The organism is Acinetobacter sp. ANC 3781, assembly GCF_004331285.1.
Taxonomy (GTDB): domain Bacteria; phylum Pseudomonadota; class Gammaproteobacteria; order Pseudomonadales; family Moraxellaceae; genus Acinetobacter.
In genome coordinates this window covers 75,485-96,612 of sequence record NZ_SJOH01000006.1, presented here as the reverse complement: position 1 = coordinate 96,612, position 21,128 = coordinate 75,485, and the positions used below count along the sequence as shown (strand labels likewise).

Annotated in this window: 16 protein-coding genes; 8 read left to right on the top strand and 8 right to left on the bottom strand. The window is 40.5% G+C overall.

Annotated features, from left to right (window positions below; genetic code table 11):
• Nucleotides 1–128: 128 nt before the first annotated feature.
• The gene (locus E0H89_RS06190; protein ID WP_131215538.1) at nt 129–1,748 is read left to right on the top strand and encodes an inorganic phosphate transporter; all 1,620 of its coding nucleotides are present in this window, start codon (nt 129–131) and stop codon (nt 1,746–1,748) included.
• Between the two features lie 220 nt (nt 1,749–1,968).
• On the opposite strand, the gene E0H89_RS06185 is transcribed toward E0H89_RS06190, so the two are convergent.
• From E0H89_RS06185 to E0H89_RS06175, 3 genes are all read right to left on the bottom strand, one after another.
• Nucleotides 1,969–3,519: a hypothetical protein gene (locus E0H89_RS06185; protein WP_131215536.1), complete on the bottom strand. Its 1,551-nt coding sequence runs from the start codon at nt 3,517–3,519 to the stop codon at nt 1,969–1,971.
• 166 nt (nt 3,520–3,685) lie between these two features.
• The gene (locus E0H89_RS06180) at nt 3,686–4,636 is read right to left on the bottom strand and encodes an ABC transporter substrate-binding protein (RefSeq protein ID WP_131215534.1); all 951 of its coding nucleotides are present in this window, start codon (nt 4,634–4,636) and stop codon (nt 3,686–3,688) included.
• Nucleotides 4,637–4,793: 157 nt separating this feature from the next.
• On the bottom strand, nt 4,794–5,411 hold the full coding sequence (locus E0H89_RS06175) for a rhomboid family intramembrane serine protease (RefSeq protein ID WP_131215532.1): 618 nt from the start codon (nt 5,409–5,411) through the stop codon (nt 4,794–4,796).
• Nucleotides 5,412–5,570: 159 nt separating this feature from the next.
• Here E0H89_RS06175 and nfuA point away from each other — a divergent pair, with 159 nt between their 5' ends.
• Both nfuA and E0H89_RS06165 read left to right on the top strand, forming a co-directional pair.
• Entirely contained in the window at nt 5,571–6,209 is a 639-nt protein-coding gene (gene nfuA / locus E0H89_RS06170; RefSeq protein WP_067868192.1) for a Fe-S biogenesis protein NfuA, read from the top strand.
• Nucleotides 6,210–6,382: 173 nt separating this feature from the next.
• On the top strand, nt 6,383–8,437 hold the full coding sequence (locus E0H89_RS06165) for a TonB-dependent receptor domain-containing protein (RefSeq protein WP_131215530.1): 2,055 nt from the start codon (nt 6,383–6,385) through the stop codon (nt 8,435–8,437).
• A gap of 39 nt (nt 8,438–8,476) precedes the next feature.
• On the opposite strand, the gene E0H89_RS06160 is transcribed toward E0H89_RS06165, so the two are convergent.
• Both E0H89_RS06160 and E0H89_RS06155 read right to left on the bottom strand, forming a co-directional pair.
• Nucleotides 8,477–9,484 carry a hypothetical protein gene (locus E0H89_RS06160; RefSeq protein WP_131215528.1) on the bottom strand — a complete coding sequence of 336 codons (1,008 nt, stop codon included), beginning with the start codon at nt 9,482–9,484 and terminating at the stop codon, nt 8,477–8,479.
• 14 nt (nt 9,485–9,498) lie between these two features.
• A complete protein-coding gene (locus E0H89_RS06155; RefSeq protein ID WP_131215526.1) occupies nt 9,499–10,530 on the bottom strand; it encodes an alpha/beta fold hydrolase in 1,032 nt (343 codons plus the stop codon).
• Nucleotides 10,531–10,839: 309 nt separating this feature from the next.
• Between E0H89_RS06155 and E0H89_RS06150 the strand changes: the two genes are divergently transcribed.
• On the top strand, nt 10,840–11,454 hold the full coding sequence (locus E0H89_RS06150; RefSeq protein ID WP_131215524.1) for a carbonic anhydrase: 615 nt from the start codon (nt 10,840–10,842) through the stop codon (nt 11,452–11,454).
• 35 nt (nt 11,455–11,489) lie between these two features.
• Here E0H89_RS06150 and E0H89_RS06145 read toward each other — a convergent pair whose 3' ends face one another.
• Entirely contained in the window at nt 11,490–12,074 is a 585-nt protein-coding gene (locus E0H89_RS06145) for an arylesterase (protein WP_447054331.1), read from the bottom strand.
• A gap of 56 nt (nt 12,075–12,130) precedes the next feature.
• Here E0H89_RS06145 and E0H89_RS06140 point away from each other — a divergent pair, with 56 nt between their 5' ends.
• Together E0H89_RS06140 and E0H89_RS06135 are read left to right on the top strand one after the other, a co-directional pair.
• Nucleotides 12,131–12,859: an ABC transporter ATP-binding protein gene (locus E0H89_RS06140; RefSeq protein WP_131215520.1), complete on the top strand. Its 729-nt coding sequence runs from the start codon at nt 12,131–12,133 to the stop codon at nt 12,857–12,859.
• Between the two features lies 1 nt (nt 12,860).
• On the top strand, nt 12,861–15,323 hold the full coding sequence (locus E0H89_RS06135; protein ID WP_131215518.1) for an ABC transporter permease: 2,463 nt from the start codon (nt 12,861–12,863) through the stop codon (nt 15,321–15,323).
• A 50-nt stretch (nt 15,324–15,373) separates the two neighbouring features.
• Here the strand turns inward: E0H89_RS06135 and E0H89_RS06130 are convergent, their stop codons facing one another.
• Nucleotides 15,374–16,186 carry a rhomboid family intramembrane serine protease gene (locus E0H89_RS06130; RefSeq protein ID WP_131215516.1) on the bottom strand — a complete coding sequence of 271 codons (813 nt, stop codon included), beginning with the start codon at nt 16,184–16,186 and terminating at the stop codon, nt 15,374–15,376.
• 80 nt (nt 16,187–16,266) lie between these two features.
• Between E0H89_RS06130 and mtgA the strand changes: the two genes are divergently transcribed.
• Together mtgA and ppk1 are read left to right on the top strand one after the other, a co-directional pair.
• The gene (gene mtgA / locus E0H89_RS06125) at nt 16,267–16,941 is read left to right on the top strand and encodes a monofunctional biosynthetic peptidoglycan transglycosylase (protein ID WP_131215514.1); all 675 of its coding nucleotides are present in this window, start codon (nt 16,267–16,269) and stop codon (nt 16,939–16,941) included.
• Nucleotides 16,942–17,053: 112 nt separating this feature from the next.
• The gene (gene ppk1 / locus E0H89_RS06120) at nt 17,054–19,135 is read left to right on the top strand and encodes a polyphosphate kinase 1 (RefSeq protein WP_131215512.1); all 2,082 of its coding nucleotides are present in this window, start codon (nt 17,054–17,056) and stop codon (nt 19,133–19,135) included.
• Nucleotides 19,136–20,220: 1,085 nt separating this feature from the next.
• On the opposite strand, the gene oxyR is transcribed toward ppk1, so the two are convergent.
• Complete coding sequence (gene oxyR / locus E0H89_RS06115) at nt 20,221–21,126, bottom strand: LysR family transcriptional regulator OxyR (protein WP_131215510.1); 906 nt, start codon at nt 21,124–21,126, stop codon at nt 20,221–20,223.
• Nucleotides 21,127–21,128: the final 2 nt, after the last annotated feature.

Here is a 21,128-nt window from a genome sequence, read left to right as displayed (position 1 = left end):
GATAAAGTTGAATGAGTTAAATTAAGCCAATTATTGAAATTTGGCTTTATATGGCATCCTTTTGTCATATAATTGTCACAATTAAATTGAACAATAAGGGGATTTTATTATCCTCTTGAACCGTCTGCATGAATTCTAATATTCCTCCCGTCCAAGACCAGGTGCCATCAGCACCAGCAAGATCGACGAATGTGCATGTTGCTACGCCGAAATTTTTTATGCCGGTGTTTCTCACGGTTATTATTTCTACTTTGGTGTACATCGGCTTTCAACTTTCAGCTGATTTGTCACATGTCCCGACATTAAGTTTATATTCCGTTATTCTTTTAGCGACTGCGTTGTTAATTGCTTTAGGCTTTGAATTTGTTAATGGTTTTCATGACACTGCCAATGCGGTAGCGACAGTCATCTATACCAATGCTTTATCTGCCCCTGTTGCTGTGATGTGGGCAGGCTTTTGTAATTTCCTTGGAGTGATGGTGGCAAGTGGAGCAGTAGCCTACGGCATCATTGCTTTATTGCCTGTCGAACTGATTATGAATGTCGGTTCTGGTGCTGGTTTTGCCATGGTTTTTGCCATGCTGATTGCGGCGATTCTGTGGAATTTGGGTACCTGGTTCTTGGGTATTCCTGCGTCTAGTTCACATACTTTAATCGGTTCGATTTTAGGGGTGGGCATTATGAATTACCTCCTGCACATGGGTAATGGTGCCAGTGGCGTAGATATGGACCAAGTGATTAAAGTCGGTAAAGCCTTGTTGTTTTCGCCTTTAATTGGTTTTGCTTTTGCTGCAATAGTATTCTTATTGGTAAAAAAAATCTTTAAAAAGCAAGTTGAACTTTTTAAACCCCCTGAAGGCAACAAACCACCACCGCCTTTAATTCGTGCCATTTTGATTTTTACCTGTACTGGGGTAAGTTTTGCGCATGGATCAAACGATGGTCAAAAAGGCATGGGTTTAATCATGCTGATCTTGATCGGTTGTGTACCTTTGGCGTACTCATTGAATAAAAACCTGGACACCCAGCATCTCCAATCATTTGAACAGTTATCTGTGCAAACTGCGGCAGTTATTTATCCAAATCATCAAGATATTCCGGATACACAAGCGCGTGAAGTGTTGACCAAGTATATTCAAACTAAAGAAATGTCACCTGAAGTGGTGCCTGCTTTGGCAAGTTTGACCGATCACTTGGGTAATCACGTTGCCAAATATGGTGATTTAAAAGATATTCCAGAAAAACAAGTTTCGACTATCCGTAACGATATGTACTTAAGCACGACTGCCTTCAAGCGTTTAGATAAAACTAAGCAGCTTCCTGCAATGTCAGAAAGTCAAGCCAAGACAGTCAAGGAATACCGTAAAAACCTCGATTCATTCTTGCAATATATTCCGACTTGGGTAAAAGTTGCAGTAGCGCTTGCGCTTGGTCTGGGAACCATGGTGGGCTGGAAACGTATTGTAGTGACTGTGGGTGAACGTATTGGTAAAGACCATATGACTTATGGCCAAGGCATGTCAGCTGAACTGGTTGCTATGACTACTATTGCAGCAGCAGATGGCTTTGGTATGCCAGTATCGACAACACATGTATTAAACAGTGCGGTTGCAGGTACCATGGTGGCCAACAAATCCGGCTTAAACTTCCAGATGGTACGAACCATTCTTTCAGCATGGATTTTCACGCTACCTGCTACCATTTGTTTATCAGGTGGTCTGTTCTGGTTATTCTTGCAGTTTGTTTAAGATCTCGGTTTGAAATAAAAAAAGCTGCAATTGCAGCTTTTTTTGATGGCTCATCTTTATTGCTCTCTCCCTTTGGGAGGAGGAATATATTCTGTATGACATGGAGAGAATTAAATATAAAATATGATTTAAGCCTCTCCCTTGCGATCTTAGAATATATTCTGAGAATTCTCATCTCCTAACAGGAAAGGGAGTTTTTCTAAAATAATAGAGAATAATCCTATTTCCTAAACACTTTTAATAGCTTCTTGATAGGCAATTTTTCATTGGCAAAGCCATACAGTGCGGCAAAAGGCAGCGCGGTACGGGCCAAATAAGCCACACGCCATAAACCGCCATGATTGGCACCTTTCATCATCAATTCTAATGGATGACCCAAAGGTATTTCCGGGTTGGCTACCGATTCTGGATGACGCAAGTCATAAACCCATAATGCAGCCATCAGTGCATTTGTGGTTTCCGGATTAAATGATTCCACATCAAACAGACTTGCCCCATTAAATGCGGCTTTCAATAACGGATTTTTAGTCACTGAACGGGTAGTGGTAGAGGGCGCGATATTGATGCTGACACGTTGTCCATAATGACGTGCCAGCGTTGCGCGCCATTGCTGAATTCGTTTTGCCAAAGCATAGTTTGGCCCTTGCTCAACCACCAGACAGTCTGCAATACCATATTTTTGACCATTATCAGAGCTGATTAATGCATCCAGGTTTTTCTTGAAAAAGTGCTGGGCAGAAAGCATGGAAATGCTTTCACTGATAATGCGTTGCGATTTTGAGCGCTGTAGGAGCTTGAGATTTGAAGCTTCTACAACCTCTTTAGGAATGGCATAAACATCGGTTGGGGTACACATAAACATTAAACTGGTGTCAGCCTTTTGCTCACTCACATACTGCATAATGCTGTCCATGGCCATGGATACCCGGACGTGTTTTTCACCATCTAAATAGGCAATGGCTGCAAGGTCTAGCTGACGTTCACTTTGGATCAGCCAATGGGCAATTTCAGGTGTTTGAGTGAGTAAATCGGCCCCCAATTTTTCTTTTAGCGTAGCAGTTGGAGTATCTTCCGCCAATTTTTCCGCACAAGGTGCATACAGGGTTGCATTGCCTTGTTGAATGGTCTTTAAAATTCTGTCCCAAACGCGACTATTGGGTAAATCGACAGCTACAATGTTGGCTTTCCATTTGGATAGCCAGGTTAGGGGACCGGCTTCAGAACCTGCACCAAATAAGACCATAGTGCGATCAGAAAGATCAAACCATTCGGGATGGGCATGTGCCGCACGTAAAGCATCCGCATGGCTTGGTTCTATAATGCCAGCATCTTGCCAGATTTGAATTTGATCCAGTAAAGCCTGACCCTGTAATTTTTGCCCTTTATAAGGCACATACCATTCAGGGGCAGCCTCACTTTCACCTTTTAGCTGGATGGTATACAGATTGGCTGTATCGATATCCTTCATAATATCTTTAAGTAAATAGCGCTGACCATTCCTATAAAAGTCAAAGCTATGATGGGCCTTGTGCAAGCCCTGTTTGGCAATGGTAATTGGATTATTGAGAGTTCGAATACCTTGTTCAACCAAGGCCTTAAAATAGAGAGGATAATGCTTACGCCAGTTTTTTTCCCCAAGTGCATTTATAGATGACTTGTTGTCAACAATAGATAAAGCTTCAGCAATAATTTCTTTGCCTGTCTGGGAGCTGCTGGCTTTATTGCTGCTTGGGTTGATAGGGAATTGAAGACCATCTAGTGAAGTAGACATGCAAAAAATCTCGTTTTTTTTGATCATTAATATACAGATGTCTACATTATCTATGCCAAATTGATTTGATGGGTAGCATTTAATGACAAATTGTGTAAATCTTTTTCAAAAGACCCAGTAAAAAGGAGCCGAAGCTCCTTAATGTATAAGCTTTATCATTTCAGTATTATTTCGAAATGCTTTTAGCGATTTCTTTCAGCATGAATGCAGTATTATCCAGACCTGCACCTGTAATATACCAGGCATCAGCATTCACAAAAATAATCCGATTCTGTTTCACGGCTTGAGACTGCCCTAAAATAGGATGGGTTTTAATACCTTGCTTTGTAGCATATTTCTGGGTATTTACGGCGCCACGATCCAGCACAATTAAATAATCCGGATTCTGTTGAATGGCAGACTCTAACAGTTCTGCATTTTTCTTTTGGGCAGCTAAAGCCTGTATTGATCCAGCTTCAGGTCGAGCGGCATCGGTTTTTTCAGTCAGGGGAAGAACAGATTTAAAACCCGTTAACTCATAGATAAAACCAAAACGGTCATTTGCTGCATGCGGCATATAATGATCTCCACCAGCAAAGAGCATCATTGCTGATTTACTTGCAGTCTGTTGCTGCACTTTTTGTTGTAGCTGTTCCAAATCTTTTAATTTTTTATTGGCAATATTTTCACGCTTAAAGGCTTTAGCAAGATTCAAGGTGCGATTTTTCAAATCAGTCATGTACTGGTCGGTATTGGGAGAAAGGTCGACCGTTGCGGCAATCGGTTGCAAGCTTTCAAGCGTTTTCGCTGAACGACCCCCTACAAAAATTAAATCGGGTTTTAACTGTTTTAATTGAGCCAAATCAGGTTCAAAAAGACTGCCTGCTTTAACAAATTGTGCTTGATTATATGAGGTCAAGCTGCCTGTAAATGTAGTTTTAGGTACAATTTGAGCCTGAATATTTAAAGCATTTAAAGTATCTAAAATGGAGAGGTCATACACTGCAATTTTTTTTGGCGTTTGTTTGAGTTCAATGTTTTGTTTGTTGGTTGCCAGATTAAAACTTGCACTATGCGCCAAACCATTTAATCCTACTGAAGCCAAAATGGCGCTTAAAAATAAAACTCTAGTATTCATTCGCAAGTCATGTTCTCTTAAATTTGTGCAAAAGAGTAGCAGAGAATCGAATATTGTTAAATAATAATCATTAACAAATGGAAATTATTTTATTTTTATTGGAAAAAAGACGCTGAAAATTCAGCGTCTTGGACTATTCATAGCTGAACAAATTAGCTTAGAAAGGTAATTGCATCAACTTATTCAAAAAGTGGGGCACTATACGAGGCTCAAGAATAATAGTCATGATTACCCCATAAGCCGCACCCCATAAATGTGCACTATGGTTGATGTTGGAATTGCCACGTTTGCCTGACCAGATACTGTAAGCGACATATAAAACTGCAAAAATAATTGCCGGTACAGGAATAAAGAATACAAAAATCAGTTTCCACGGCTCAAATAAAATATAAGCAAACAAGACTGCCGAAACCGCACCGGAAGCGCCTAGACTTGCCCAACGATGGTCATTTTTATGTTTGAGATAACTCGGAACAATGGCAACAATCAAGCCGCCTAAGTAGAACAATACAAAGCCAAGATCAAAAAAATACTGTCGGTAAAAACTTTCAATCACGCTCCCAAAAAAGAATAGCGTAATCATATTAAAGATCAGATGTGCGCCATCGGCATGAACAAAACCATGGGTGATAAAGCGGTCATATTGTCCACGCTGCATCGCAGGGGGCCAAAAAATAAGCCGGCTCATGACCTTCTGATTTGAAAATGCAATCAGTGAAACAGCCACTGTAATCAGGATCAGGCAAACAGTATGGTTAAAAGGTAAATCTAGCATAAAGTGAAAGTTCAACTTTTAAATATTTATAACTAATAATGCCATTAAATGAAGTGTTAAGATGAACTTTTATAATAATTCCGACAATTTTAGTTGAATTTTTTTTATTACCCCGCATCTTCAGTTAAAATGATAACTTCAGCTTGAGGAAATATGATTATGTCGACTGATAACATCAGCGCTGCAGTTGCAGAAGAAATTCCAAATTTATTGATTACGCCAACGGCACAAGAGTATTTGTTTGATTTGCTTGATAAACAGAATACTCCGGGCATTGCTGTACGTATTTTTGTGGAAAATGCAGGTACGCCTCGTGCTGAATGTTGTATGGCATATAGTGCACCTGAAGAAGTGATTCCTACAGACTATAAACAAGATTATCCAAACTTTGCCGCATATATTGATGCGCCATCAATTCCATATTTGCTGGATGCGGTGATTGATTACAATAAAGACCGTTTTGGTGGTCAATTGACATTCCGCGCACCGAATTCAAAAGTGCCACGCGTAGGGGCCGATGCTTCGATTGAAGAGCGTATCACTTATGTACTTCAGTCTGAAATTAACCCGGGTCTTGCAGGTCATGGCGGTAACTGTGCTTTAGTTGAAATTATTGAAGATGAAGAACATGGCTTAACTGCTGTATTGAAATTTGGTGGTGGTTGCCAAGGTTGTTCATCAATTGACTTGACCTTGAAACAAGGTGTTGAAACTACTTTAAAACAACATGTTCCCGAGTTGTCACGTGTGGTTGACCAAACTGACCACAGTAATACTGAAGGTGCTTACTTTAAGTAAAAATCTGAAAGTACTTTAAAAATAACCTCCTTTATGGAGGTTATTTTTTGCTTAAAATATAATTGATATTGAGAATAGTTATCAATAATAATTGCAATACGTTTATTGTTTGTTACAATGTGCAACGAAAATTTCATTACTTATCTATTATTTTGCTACTTGGGGAAACTTGAATGACCAAGCGTATTGTTCAATCTGCACTGTCACTTTCAATTTTATCTGTTCTCACTTCAGTTACATTTGCAGCCGATCAAAACACAACTATTGTTGCTAATCCGGTCAAGTTAGAAACAATAGTTGTTACAGCAGCAGGCTATGAACAGGATGTAAGTAAAGCTCCCGCATCCATGACTGTGATTTCCCAGGAAGAACTAGAAGCAAGACAGTATAATGATATTACTGACGTACTCAGAAATACGCCAGGTGTGGTGATTTCGGGAGCCGGTTCTGCACAAACGGTCAGTATTCGTGGTATGAGTTCAAGTTACACATTATTTTTGGTTAATGGCAAACGTCAATCTTCTAAAGACGTGAATCCAAATGGCGATGACAGTGGTTTTGAAAAAAATATCTTACCGCCGATTGCATCGATTGAACGTATTGAGGTGATTCGAGGACCTGCATCTACCTTATATGGCAGTGATGCTATGGGGGGGGTAATTAATATCATTACCAAAAAAGTCAGTGATGAATGGTCGGGAACAGCTGAACTCGGAACAGTTTTACAGGATTCTAATAATTCTGGAGATATCAAAAATGCTTCGGTCTATCTAGCCGGGCCTTTGATTGAAAATAAACTCGGCATGCAGCTTGGAGTGAATAAGCAAAAGCGTGAAGAAGACAGCTATGTAGGTGGCTTCCGCGGTACGGAAGTGGAAAGTCTAAATTCCAGACTGACTTATTTAATTAATGATAATCATGATTTAGAGTTTGACGCGAATTTCACGAAACAGGAATCTGAATCTACCGCGGGTCAAACCATTCTAAGTACGGGAACAGATTCATACGGTCGAAATTATCGTGAAGTCTTCGGCTTAACTCATAATGGCCGATATAGCGATGTACTGAATAGCAGTTCTTATATTCAATATGAAAAATCAAAAAATCCCGATCGCAAAAACAGCACTTCAGGTTTAAGCGGAATCGAGCTCGACACTTGGCTGGCCAATACCCAGTGGAATTGGCAGTTGAGCAATCACAATTTAATCTCAGGTCTGTATTTTAAAAATGAGTCACTGGTTGACCGTGCTACCAATCAAAATCTAGAGATGCCTGTAACTGAATTAGACCGTTGGGGATTTGCAGTTTTTGCAGAAGATACCTGGTCAATTACCGATACTTTTAATTTAACCACAGGTTTGCGTTACGATCACGATGAAAATTATGATGGCAACTTTTCACCCCGTTTATATGGGGTGTATAACCCGACAGATGCCTGGACATTTAAGGGCGGGGTATCTACCGGTTATAAACAACCCGACTTAAGACAATCATCAAGTGATGTACACTCTGTGACCGGTAAAGGCAGTGCCTTTATTATGGGGAATGACGATTTAACACCGGAAAAATCGTTGAGCTATGAACTTGGCACCGCATGGCAGGGCGACAAGTCTAAAGCCTCTTTAACTGCTTTCTATACTGAATATAAAGATAAAATTACAGAAATACGCGATTGCTCATCTTCAAATGGGAGTAACAGTGATTCGGCAACATGGACCTGTGCAGACCCATTTGGTCGCATTGATGCAGCGACGGGGAATGTCCGCTTGTGGAACTTTATCAGTTCACGCATCAATGTGGATGAAGCGATCATGCAAGGTGTGGAGGCTTCATTTGACACCGAGCTTGCGGAAGGGGTAAACCTAAATACTAATTACACCTATACGGAAACCGAGCAGAAATCAGGTGATTTAAAAGGTCAGCCATTAAATCAAATGCCAAAGCATATGTTTAATGCAACCGTGGATTACAACATCAATGATGCTCTGGACGTCTGGACACGCTTACATTATCGTAGTGAAACGTCTTCTTATTTAGGTCGTGCAGCAATGTCTGATCCGACCCCTGCGTATCAATTCTTGGATGTCGGTTTTAACTACCAATTTACCCCAAGCTTAAAAGGTAAATTCGGGGTTTATAACATCCTTGATGAAAAAGCAGAAGATGCAGATGGCGATCAGGTTTTAGATGGACGCCGTTATGGCATTAGTTTTGTCGCCAATTTCTGATAAGTTGAATAAAGAAAAAGCCGCTTGAAGCGGCTTTTCTCATGACTGGATATTTAAAATCTTCTGTGCAGTTTCTGCATAATAAAACTTTTCTAAATATGCGCGTGCACGCATGCCTAAGTATTCAGATGAAACTAGCTTTTGAATTACAGGATTTAGTAAATGCTGCAATTCATGCTGAATTAAAGCCTCATCAATATTTAAGTCACGCATTAACAAGTCAAAACTACGTTCCTGATTACGGGTGTACCAGGCATAGATACCATCATGAACTTGCTGTTTTAGGTATTCTGTCTGGCGCAGATGATCCCAAATTTCATGCCCTAAGCCCACAGTATGAGGTAGGTCTTGAATTTCAATATAATTCTTTAAAACCGTTAGAGGCAGATCTTTAATTTTATGCCACAGATTGGCTTGGAAGTGATACAACTTTTCATCATCAAAATGTTGATTTAACACATGCTCACTCATTTGACTGAGCTTTAAAATATTCTTTTGTAGATAATGGCCGATAGTTTCATCCAGATTTGAGTCAGTCACGGTTTCTAAAACCGATTTGCCCATTTTCATAAAACGCGACACACCCGGAACCCGTTTTGCCATCACCGAATTATCCAGATAATCCTGTATTGAATGTTGGATCAATTGTGTGATCATGGCTGAAAAAGCAGAGCTGTTGACCACAGTTTTAATCAGACGTTGACGATGACCACTTTTACTCGCAACATATTGGGCAATTTTATCGACGGTTAATACCGGAATCACATCTGCAATTTGCGTGTTTTCATTGGCAGGATGAATTAAAGCAAAACGAAAATGTTCGGTAATTTGCTCAATTAAAAAGTGACTCGCGGGAGTGGCTAAAACCTGCTTTTGCAAGAGTGCATTGATTTGTTCAAATGACCAGATATCCTGCAAGGTCTGTTTTCTAAACCACTGATAGAAATTTAAAAATTCGCTTTGAATAGTGGCAGTATGTGAAAATTCTTGTTCTAAAAATTCAAGATGAGCTTCGATCAATTGCTCAATCATCGGATGTTTCGGCATACTGTCTCTATAAGCTAATTTAAAGGGATAAGTTTATCAGCAAGTGGATTTTTTAACTTTTGGGTTTTGGATAGAAAAGGTAAATAGTGGTCCGCCACTTGTTGTTCTGCTTCTAAAATAGGCATATGCCCAACATTATTTAAAATAACAGGCGTTTCGGCACGCTTCAATGAAGATTGTAATTCATTTGCTGCTTCCACATTAATAATTTTATCTTGCTTGCCCCAAAGAATGAGCGTGGGGGCTTCAATGGTTCGTGTCAGTCGAGCAAAGGATTCCGGGGTATAAATACGACTTAGGGTGATTAATTGATCAATCATTTTACGGGATTGCAATGATTGAGAGATCAGTATTTTTTCTTGGGCTTTTTTAAAATAAATGGGTAAATCCGGTGGATTCTGCATGACTTGAGCCATGACATCGTCTAAATCCCCCGGTTTGGACACAATCAGATGCTTTAAAAAATAAGGGTCTTTGGTATAGGCAGTATTGGCCTGTTTATAAATGCCAGCACTATTGAGTAAAAAAAGACTTTGCGTATCAAATGGATATTGTGATGCGTAAACAGTTGCAATTGAGCCGCCTAGCGAGTGACCTGCAATATTCAGCTTGTCCTCCACATCAAGGGCTTCAACAAAACGGCGCAAGCGTTCCGTGACATTGGGAATAGACAGATCAAAATTATCCGCAACTTTGGTTTCACCATTGCCTGGCAGGTCTGGAATAATTACGTGATAATAAGGGGTTAAAAAATGTGCCACGCCATTCCAGTTGTCACGATTTCCCGCCAAGCCATGAATAAGCAATACCGCAGGTTTATTGCTGGAGCCACCTTCACTGTAGCTCCAAGTAATATCATCAATTTTAATCGTTTTACTGCGTAAGCCGGCCGCACTACGTTCTTTCACTAAATAATTTTCGAATGAAGGTTGAGCAACGAAGATTTTTTTATTTATAGTTGCATGAGAAAAAAGCGGCACACTGATTGAAATGGCTAAGCAGGCCATCTGCAAACAGCGGGATAAAGTCGAGTGAGGCTGTGTCATTGATCATTATCCTTATGTGTAAATGACGGTCATTTTGCTAACTTACCCTTTAAAAACCATCTAATTTTGACTGCATTTTATTTTTTTTAAAATGTCTGTATTTTATTGTAAGTATTATCGTAGAAATGTCACTTAATTGTTTCTTGAAGTCCGTTACGTGAAGCTATAAAAGTGTGCACCAGATCAAATTTATGAGCGAAATAAAATATTTTGTAACTTTGTTATTAATTAATCAGCTATTCTTTTTGCAAGTGACATTCCAATTTCATCGCATTAAAATATTGCAACTTCAAACATTGGAAGACCAGCATGCTAACAGCAGAAGAAGCTTTAGATCGTTTAAAAAAAGGGAACCAGCGTTTTGTATCAGGGGAAACGACACACCCCAAACAACTGTCACATCAGCAAAGGGCAGAGATGGCAGAAAATCAAAACCCCTTTGCCATCGTCTTGGGCTGTTCAGATTCTCGTGTTCCTGCGGAAATGGTATTTGACCAGGGTCTAGGCGATTTATTTGTGATCCGTGTGGCAGGGAATGTGGTTGCACCCTCACAGGTAGGCAGCGTGGAATTTGCTGCAGAACGTTATGATTGCGCTGTCGTGATTGTATTAGGACATAGTCATTGTGGCGCTATTCAAGCGACCATTGATACCTTAATGAATCCGGATCATCCACCCTCATTAAATCTAATGTCTATTGTAAACCGTGTTCGCCCATCGGTTGAAACATTGATGCAAACTGAATTGAAAAACGATTTATCTAAACTCTCGAAACATGCAGTTCGTTCTAATGTCTTTGCCTCTGTAAATCAGCTGCGTCATGGTTCTGCGGTTTTAGAATGCCTGATTGCCAAAGGGCAGTTGAAAATTGTCGGTGCAGAATACTCTTTAGAAACGGGTGAAGTTTTGTTTTTTGATTTTTAAAATTGAATCAAGCTTCAAATCGAACAAAAGGCGCTTTATAAAGCGCCTTTTATATAGGGATAGGCATTGTTCAGTAAAATGCTTTGTGCGCTGGCATTCGGGTGAACTAAATCCTGTTGCATCAAGTTTTTCTTGCCTGCAATTCCTTCTAAAAAGAATGGCATCAATTTTACTTTATATTGTTGACTCACAATCTGGTAATTTTTTTCAAAGGCCTTGCTATAAGCTGTACCGTAATTCGGTGGGATTTTCATTCCAAAAACAATCACTGTGGCTTTAGCTTGCTGACTTTGTTGAATGAGATGAGCCAGGTTCTTTTGAATCAATAGCGGGGATTGACCCCGTAAACCATCATTTCCACCTAACTCAATCACTACAATATGCGGTTTATGGATTTGCAATAATTTAGGCAAGCGCGCCAAAGCACCGCTGGTGGTTTCACCACTGACACTGGCATTGACCACTTTATGTTGTTTCGGATACTGTTGCTCTAAACGTTTTTGTAATAAATGCACCCAACCTTGCTGTGCCTGAATTCCATAACCCGCGCTAATACTGTCACCCAGAATCATAATGGTTTTAGCAGACACCACGACTGGAGCAAGACACAGGCTGAACATCGCCAAGCAAGCAAATACACGAGTTCTTAAATTGCGATTTTGCATATAGGGATTTTATGACCCAAGTTACGAGCGACCCTTCCATCATGCCACAAGTGATTATTTCTGCCCAGCAACTGACACAAAAGATAAAACTTGTACAAAAAGAACTGTGCATTTTTGAAAATTTAAACTTTGAAATCCAGACGGGTGAACAAGTGGCTATTACCGGACGTTCAGGTTCAGGAAAATCGACCTTGCTTGGAATTTTAGCCACTCTGGATCAAGCCAGCTCAGGGCAATTGGTGGTGTGTGGAGAGTCTGTCGCTGAATTAAATGAAGAACAGCGTGCGTTGGTACGTTTAAAATATATCGGTTTTGTATTTCAGTCTTTCCAGTTATTGCCGCATTTAACAGCAGTAGAAAACGTGATGTTACCGCTGCGCTTACAGAACAATTTTAATTTTGCAGCTGCTGAGAAAAAGGCATTGGCCCTACTTAAAAAAGTCGGTTTAGAACGTCAGGCGACCCAAACTCCCAAAGTGCTGTCGGGGGGCGAACAACAGCGTGTGGCCATTGCGCGTGCTTTAATTAGCGACCCGAAAATCATTTTCGCAGATGAGCCTACAGGTAACCTAGACACACAAACCGCCAGTGAAATTGAGCAATTGTTATTTCAGCTGAACCGTGAATTTGGGACGACCTTAGTTTTGGTAACCCATAATCCAAAACTGGCCGAGCAATGTCAGCGACATTTTGAATTGCTGGATGGTCGTCTAATTGAACATCGTAACGGTGAGGGCTGAAATGAATCCACTCTTTCGACCTTTACTGACCCAGAGTTTTAAAAGTACAGGCGTTTACTTACTGATCATTGCTCTAACTTTGGCGATCAGTGCGACTACGGCACTAAAGTTTAGTAATGAACAAATCCAAAATGCCGTAGCATTACAGGCTGCTGAAATGCTGGCAGGCGATTTGGTCCTGAGCGACAATCAGCCGCTTGAACACAAGTGGCACGACAAAGCCAACCAGTTATCCCTACAACAATCTGAAGTCACCACCTTCAGTTCGATGGCGCATACCCATGAGCAATTTGTCATGGTCAATGTGAAAGCCATTGATGATGCCTTTCCTTTGCGCGGAGAAATTCGGGTTGCGTCCCCAGCAAAGAAAATTCAGCCAGGAGAGGTTTGGCTCAGTAATCGTGCCATGGATTTGTTGCATGTCAAAGTCGGGGATAGCCTTAATATTGCCGATGGAACTTTTAAGGTCACTGCTGAAATTGAACATGATTCCAATCAGGAACTGGGCTTTTCCGGCTTTTCACCTACGGTGATTATTTCCCAAGCCGATGTTGCGCGTACCAATGCCATTCAAATTGGCAGTCGGGTTGAATACCGTTTATTGATGGCAGGGTCTGCCCAACACACCAAACAGTTTGAACAAGATTTCAACCAGCTGCATGGGTCTGCTCAAAGCAAAATAGACAATGAACAGAATAGTCTAAAGTTACGTAATGCCAGGGAAGGCAATACCCGTTTAATGAAGCCGGTTGCCAATCTAGATACATTCCTACAACTTGCCAATATTTTGACCATTTTACTGTGCGGCATTGCGATTGCCTTAACCAGTCAGCGTTATGTGCAGCAAAATCAGGATAATATTGCGCTAATGCGCTGTATTGGTGCCACAAAAAATCAAATTCTGAGTGCATATCTGACTTTGTTGGGTGTGGTGTTAATTGTCGCAATGGCGATTGGTAGTCTGGCAGGGGTAGGGCTTGGCTATGGTTTATTGCAATTGATGCTAAAACTGATTCCACATCTGCAAATTCAGTTTTCTGCCTTGGATATGCTGCTTGGTCCCTTACCGATTGCCATGCTGACCAGTGCCGTGGTGTTGCTGGGTTTTATCGTTCCAAGTTTATGGCAATTACTGAATACACCACCTATTCGGGTGATTCGCCAACAAGAAAAATCTGTGCAGTCTATGCTGTGGATGTTGCTGATGGGCACAGCCAGTCTGGTGCTGTTTAGTGTGGTGCTGACTGAAAATATTGTGCTTACCGCATGGGTCATAGGGGCAATGATCATCTTGTGTACTGTGCTGTATATGCTCATTTGGGGCAGCTTAAAATTAATTAAAAGCCTGAAATGGTCCATTTCAGCCTATGTCCGCGCGCCTTATCAAACCGCCTTTCAAATTACTGCTTTGGCCCTCGGTCTCAGCTTAATTACGGTTTTGGCCGTATTGCGAACGGACTTACTCGAGCGCTGGCAGCAACAATTACCGGAAGGTACGCCGAATCAATTTGTTTATGGTTTGCCGCCGTTTGATATGCCTTTATTTAAAGCCCAGATTGAGCAACATAGATGGCCAAGCACACCTTTATATCCCAATATTCGTGGGCGATTGGTGGCAAAGAACGATCAACCTTTTTCCAAGGAATTGCTGGAAAACAATAACTCTTTACGCCGTGAACTCAATTTAACCCAAACATCCGAATATCCTGCGGACAATAGAATCGTACAGGGAACTTCAGCATTGAGTCATGTTGGTGATGTATCGGTGGAAGTGAAAACTGCGGAAGAGCTGGGCATTAAAATAGGCGATCGACTGACTTTTAGTTTGCCTGAAGGATTAGTTCAAGCCAAAGTCATTAACTTGCGTAGTGTCGAATGGGAAAGTTTTAGTCCGAATTTTTTCTTTATTTTTGCACCCAAAACCATGGATGAAAATGCGGGCAGTTATTTAGGCAGTTTTTATGTGCCCGAACAAGATAAAAAACAGCTGGTTTCCGTGATTCAGCAATTTTCCAATACGGTTTTTATTGATGTCAGTTTGATTCTGGATGAAGTGAAACGCGTGGTGAATGTGCTGGTGCAAATTATTACCATAATCGCGCTATTGGTCAGTGTCTCTGGCGTTTTGGTTTTAATTGCCTGTTTGAACCTGTTGATGGATGAACGCAAACGTGAGGTGGCTTTATTGCGCTCATTTGGCAGTTCTAAACAAAAATTAAAACAAATGATGACTGTAGAGATCGGCTTTATTGGATTTATGGCAGGTGTAGTTTCATGCTTCTTTGCAGAAGTGATTAGTGCGATTGCCAGCTATAAAATGAATTTGTTGATTCAGGCACATTGGGAGATCTGGCTGATTTTACCCATTTTAATGACCGTGGTGTGTGCCTTGATTGGACGCTATCGCTTGAGTTATTTGTGTGATATTCCACCATTACAAAGTTTGCGCGAGATGAATCAATAAACAACTCATCTCAACTCAATAATAGCGCTTAACCGGATAGTTTATTCACCTTAAAAATTCAGCTGTGCGCGCATGGCTGCAAGGATTTGACGCCAAACAGGTTCAAGGATTTGAACCTGTTGCATGCAGTAATCATAAAATACATAGCAGCTTACTACACCGACAACTAAACCTAGAGTAAAGCCTAAATTAGGTTTATGCACCCGTTGTCCAAGATACCAAATAGCAGCCAATACCGCACCCATCAGCAGGCCGCCAATATGGGCAGCATTGTTAATACCCGGCATGGTAAAGCCAATCAACAGGTTAATTCCCATGACCATGACCAAGGTTTTTTTATCTAAAATAAAGCGTTGTTTTGGTAAGATGGGCAATAAAGACAAGATGGTTAAAGCACCGCCAATCCCCATGACTGCGCCAGAAGCACCGGCACTGACCGTCGGGAAAAGTTTGGGGTCATTAGTTTGCAGCAGTTGAAAGGTATTTTGAATATCGATAAAGCCACTGAGCAAACTTCCCATCAGACCGGCAAGAATATATAAACCCAAATAATAGAATCGGCCAAAAAGCTGTTCCGCCACACTGCCGAAAATATACAGTGCCCACATATTGAGCATCAAATGGATCAAACCAAAATGAAAAAACATGCTGCTAAACAGGCGAGTGGGTTCCTCTAAAAAGGTTAAAGGTGCATAATCAGCTCCCCAACGAATAGCATCGACCAGACTTGGGCTGTTAATATTGACGCCTGTGAGCACTTGCCAGAGAAATAAACCGACATTAATGGCAATAAAAACTGCAGTCAGCCACCAAAGGTGAACCTCGGGTTTAGTTCGAATGGAAGGAGGTGAGAGTTCAGCCATGCTATTCTTTTATAATCTTTGCTATATTCAGCTTCAAGCTTAGCACGAAAAAAACAGATATTTTGGAGTAACTCACTGACATGAAAGCTTTTATTGTTCGTAGTTTGTTAATACTTGTCAGTTTGATACTTTTGATACAACTTTGGATTTTTGCAAGTCTGGTGTGGTGGCGCACCCATCCGGTTGACACCACCATGATGATGCGTCTGGATTATTGGTCTGAACCCTCTAAGCCGATCAAACACCAATGGCGCGATTACGATCAAATCAGTGACTATCTCAAAAATGCAGTCGTTGCCGCAGAAGACGGTAAATTTTTGCAACATCACGGTTTTGACTGGGCGGGAATGCAATTTGCCTTAGAGCGCAATAAAGACAAAGGCAAAGTGGTGGCCGGCGGGTCAACGATTTCACAGCAGTTGGCGAAGAATCTATTTTTATATAACAAGCGTTCATTTCTGCGCAAAGGCCAAGAGGCCGTGGCGACCTGGATGATGGAGCGTGTTTGGACAAAAGAACGTATTTTAGAAGTCTATTTAAACTCGGTTGAATTTGGCGACAATATTTACGGTGTGGAAGCGGCAACCCAACATTATTTTGGTAAAAGTGCGAGAAGTTTAAGCCGTGAACAAGCCGCCTTTTTAGCAGCCATTTTACCCAATCCAAAATATTACCAAGACCACCGTGATGACCGAAAACTGCAATACCGTAAACGTATGATTCAAAAATATATGCGTTATAGCAATATTCCCTAATGAGAGACTGGACTAAAAAGCCCAAATTTTTGGGCTTTTTTTATGAAATTGTCATAATTTTGAAGCATACTTATGAAGATACGGATCACTTTCGAATAATCATAGGTTAGGTATGAATACTGCAGCAGGCGCATCTCCTACACAAACAGAATATACATATAACGATCGTTATATTAATCGTGAACTTTCTATTCTAGATTTCCATCTCCGTGTATTAGAACAGGCGGTTGACCCACTGCATCCTTTACTTGATCGCATGAATTTCTTGCTGATTTTCTCGCGTAATCTGGATGAGTTTTTTGAAATCCGATTCGCTGGATTGATGGAACAGCTCGATTTGGGCAATGAAAGTCACAGTCCGGATGGGTTAACCCCAAAGCAAGTGTTAGAGATTATTTCTAAAACTGCGCATGCAGCGATTGACCGTCAGTATCGTATTTTAAATGAAGAAATTCTGCCAAAGCTGCGTGAAGAAGATATCTGTTTTTTACGTCGTGGTGAACTTACCCCGGCTCAATCTGCCTGGGTTAAAAAGTATTTCCAAGAGCAAGTCGCTCCAGTGCTGACGCCGATCAGTCTAGATCCGGCTCATCCATTTCCGCGTCTAGTCAACAAAAGTTTAAACTTTATTGTGACCCTGGAAGGGAAAGATGCTTTTGGTCGTCAAATTGATTTGGCTGTTGTACCTGCACCGCGCTCATTGCCACGTGTGGTACGTTTACCGGATGAACTCACTGATGGCAAAGAACATCATGTCATGCTATCCGCGATTATTCATGAGCATGTGTCTGATTTATTCCCCGGCATGACCGCTACAGGTTGCTATCAATTCCGTGTCACACGTAATGCAGATCTGGCTTTAAATGAAGATGTCGAAGACTTGGCCAAAGCCCTAAAAGGGGAATTGAACTCACGCCGTTTTGGTCGTGCAGTACGCTTAGAAGTCACACATAATTGTCCTGAACATATTTATAATTATTTACTGGATGAATTTGATCTGGAAAAAGATCAACTTTATAAGGTTGATGGCCCCGTGAATCTGGCCCGTTTATTGTCGAATTTTAAACGTCCACATTTACGTTATGACTCACATACGCCTATTATTCCAAAAGTTTTAAAGAAGTCTGAAAATATTTTTTCAGCCATGCAGAAGCAGGATATTTTATTACATCATCCATTTGAATCATTTGCACCTGTGATCAATTTGTTACGCGAGGCAGCACGTGATCCTCAAGTACTTGCGATCAAGCAAACCTTGTACCGCAGTGGGCCAGATTCTGAAATTGTTCAGGTACTTGCAGAAGCCGCGCGGAATGGGAAAGAAGTCACGGCGGTAATTGAATTACGTGCGCGTTTTGATGAAGAATCAAATATTGAAGTTGCAAATGTACTGCAAGAAGCCGGTGCCGTAGTGGTATACGGTATTGTGGGCTACAAAACCCATGCCAAAATGATTCTTGTGGTTCGCCGTGAAAATAACAAGCTGGTACGTTATGTACATTTAGGTACGGGTAACTATCATGCAGGAAATGCGCGAATTTATACCGACTATGGCTTGCTGACCACAGATAAAGAATTGTGTGAAGATGTACATCGCATTTTCCAGGAGCTCACGGGTATGGGCAAAATGGCAAAGTTGAAGAAACTTCTGCATGCACCATTTACCCTGCATGCGCAACTGATCAATTTTATTGATGAAGAAATTGCTAATGCTAAAGCAGGCAAGCCCGCACAAATTATTGTCAAAGTAAATGCCTTAACTGAAAGGCAGCTGATCAACAAGTTATATGAAGCTTCACAAGCGGGTGTAAAAATTGATTTAATTATTCGCTCAATTTGCTGTTTACGTCCTGGTTTACCGGGGCTTTCAGAAAATATTCGTGTGCGTTCAATTGTCGGGCGTTTTCTGGAACATACCCGGGTTTACTATTTTGGTAATAATGGTAACGCGCGAATTTACTGTTCAAGTGCGGACTGGATGGATCGTAATTTGTTTAATCGTGTTGAAGCCTGTTTCCCAATTGAAGATCCAGCCCTGAAAAAACGGATTTATCAGCAAGGTTTACTGACATATTTGAAAGACAATCAGCAAGCATGGTTGTTGCAAGGAGATGGAAACTGGGTTCGTGCACAGGTTGCAGAAGGCCAGGAACCGCATAATGCGCAAAGAATATTATTGGATATCATCAAATAATTCCTTCAACTCTCAAAGAAGAAAATAAAGGAGTCTCTGGACTCCTTTATTTTTATACAACAGAAATATTGAAAATAAAAAATCCAACTTTCTAAGCATGCAATTTTCCTGGAAGTATTTTTAATAGAGCCTTCAATTTTTTGAAGAGAAGTCGAAGTCTGTTCTGTGACATGCAGTAGGTTAAAATCCACTGATACCAAATTTAAAAATTTATTGCGCTTAAACGTATTCGTTTGTTGAGTCAAGTGGTTGATATTGATTGGTCAGATTTTACTTGATGCGACAAAATATATTGCGCTAAAACATGATAGATCGGCGCTCCACCGTACGGAATACCTTTAATGTTATTTAATAAGTCTGTCTCAGTATTTACATAAAAAATAATCCTGCGCACTGTCTAAATAGCCTTTAACAGTAAAGAGGTCTGTGGTTGGCTAAGATCATTATCCTGCTCGTATCGGAAGAGAAATTTTGAGTTGCTTGATAAATGTAAGCGTTGCTGTTTGATTGAGGGATAATCTATCGAAATCAGGTTGGGCAAATGTGGTTGTGATAAGTAGTCAGCTTCAATAAGATGAGTCATGCTCATCATTAATTCTGTAGGATAGCCGCCTAATCCAATGAAGAATGTTTCTAATACAGGGTTAAAAGCGGATTGATTCTCTATTAATAGGACGGGAACAGGCAATACCAATTCATCGGCTAGACTATTCTCATACGGGTTTCGATTTTATTGAGCAACTTCGTTATATAAACTTATAAAAGTCCTAAGCTAAGAATTAGCTAATTGATGAAATTAAATTAAGCTTATATAGAATAATAATCAAAAAATAATTTATGGTATACGATTGAATTAAATTGTTTTTAAAATTATTGAATCATTCATATCTTAGCTCATCCAAATACGAGACATTATATTTTAATTTCAAAATGAGTTTAGCGTAGGGAGTAAACTTTTTTCTTTAAACAAAGAACTTATTGTTTTTAGATTAAATGTTCGAATTTATTTAAGTAAAATATTGGCTAGGAAAAGAATGGGGCAATAAAAAAAGGAGCGACTGCTCCTTTTAGTTTATCGCTTATTTTTAATGAAGGTTTTGGGTGATTTTTTGCAAGATTTGCAATAACACATCAAATTCACTTTGCAATGGTGTACTTTTACGGGTGATCAAAGCTAACGTACGACTTGGTGCAGCTTCAATAGATTTCACCACTAAATCTGAATTCGCTTTAATCATATTGGTATGAATGGCAATTTCAGGAAGTAGAGTAAAGCCTAAATCCGCAGAGACCATTTCAACTAACGTAGGTAATGAACTGGCTTTTAAGCGATGATCATTTTTACGTTCACCAATTGGACATGCACTTAAAGTATGATTACGTAAGCAATGACCTTCTTCTAGCAAGACTAAACGGGATAAATCTAAGTCATCCAGCGATTTTGCTGTGTTGGTATTTTGGTCGTTTTTGTGACAGACCAAATACAAATCTTCTTTGGCGATTTCAGCAACTTTTAAACCTCGAGTGTCAAAAGGAAGTGCCAAAACAATCATGTCGAGATTGCCATGTTCCAGTTTTTCAACAATTTTTTCACTTTGCGCTTCATGCAAATGCAATTGAATTTTAGGCAGTTGCTTATGCACTTCATCAAGCAGTTTCGATAAAATGAAAGGTGCAATAGTAGGAATAATGCCTAAATGCAAATCACCCGTTAAAGGTTCACTCATTTCACGACTTAAACGCATCAAGTCTTGAGCATCTGCCAATAGAACACGGGCTCGAGCCACAACCTGTTCTCCAAGCGGAGTTAAACGTACATTTTGGCGGTCACGTTCAACGAGGACTCCACCTAACAAACGCTCTAACTCCATGATCCCGCCTGACAAAGTCGATTGGGTCACAAATGAACGGCGCGCAGCTTCAGTAAAATGTAGCGTTTCAGACAGTGTTACGAGGTATGACAGCTGTCTTAAAGAGGGTAATGCAGCCATAG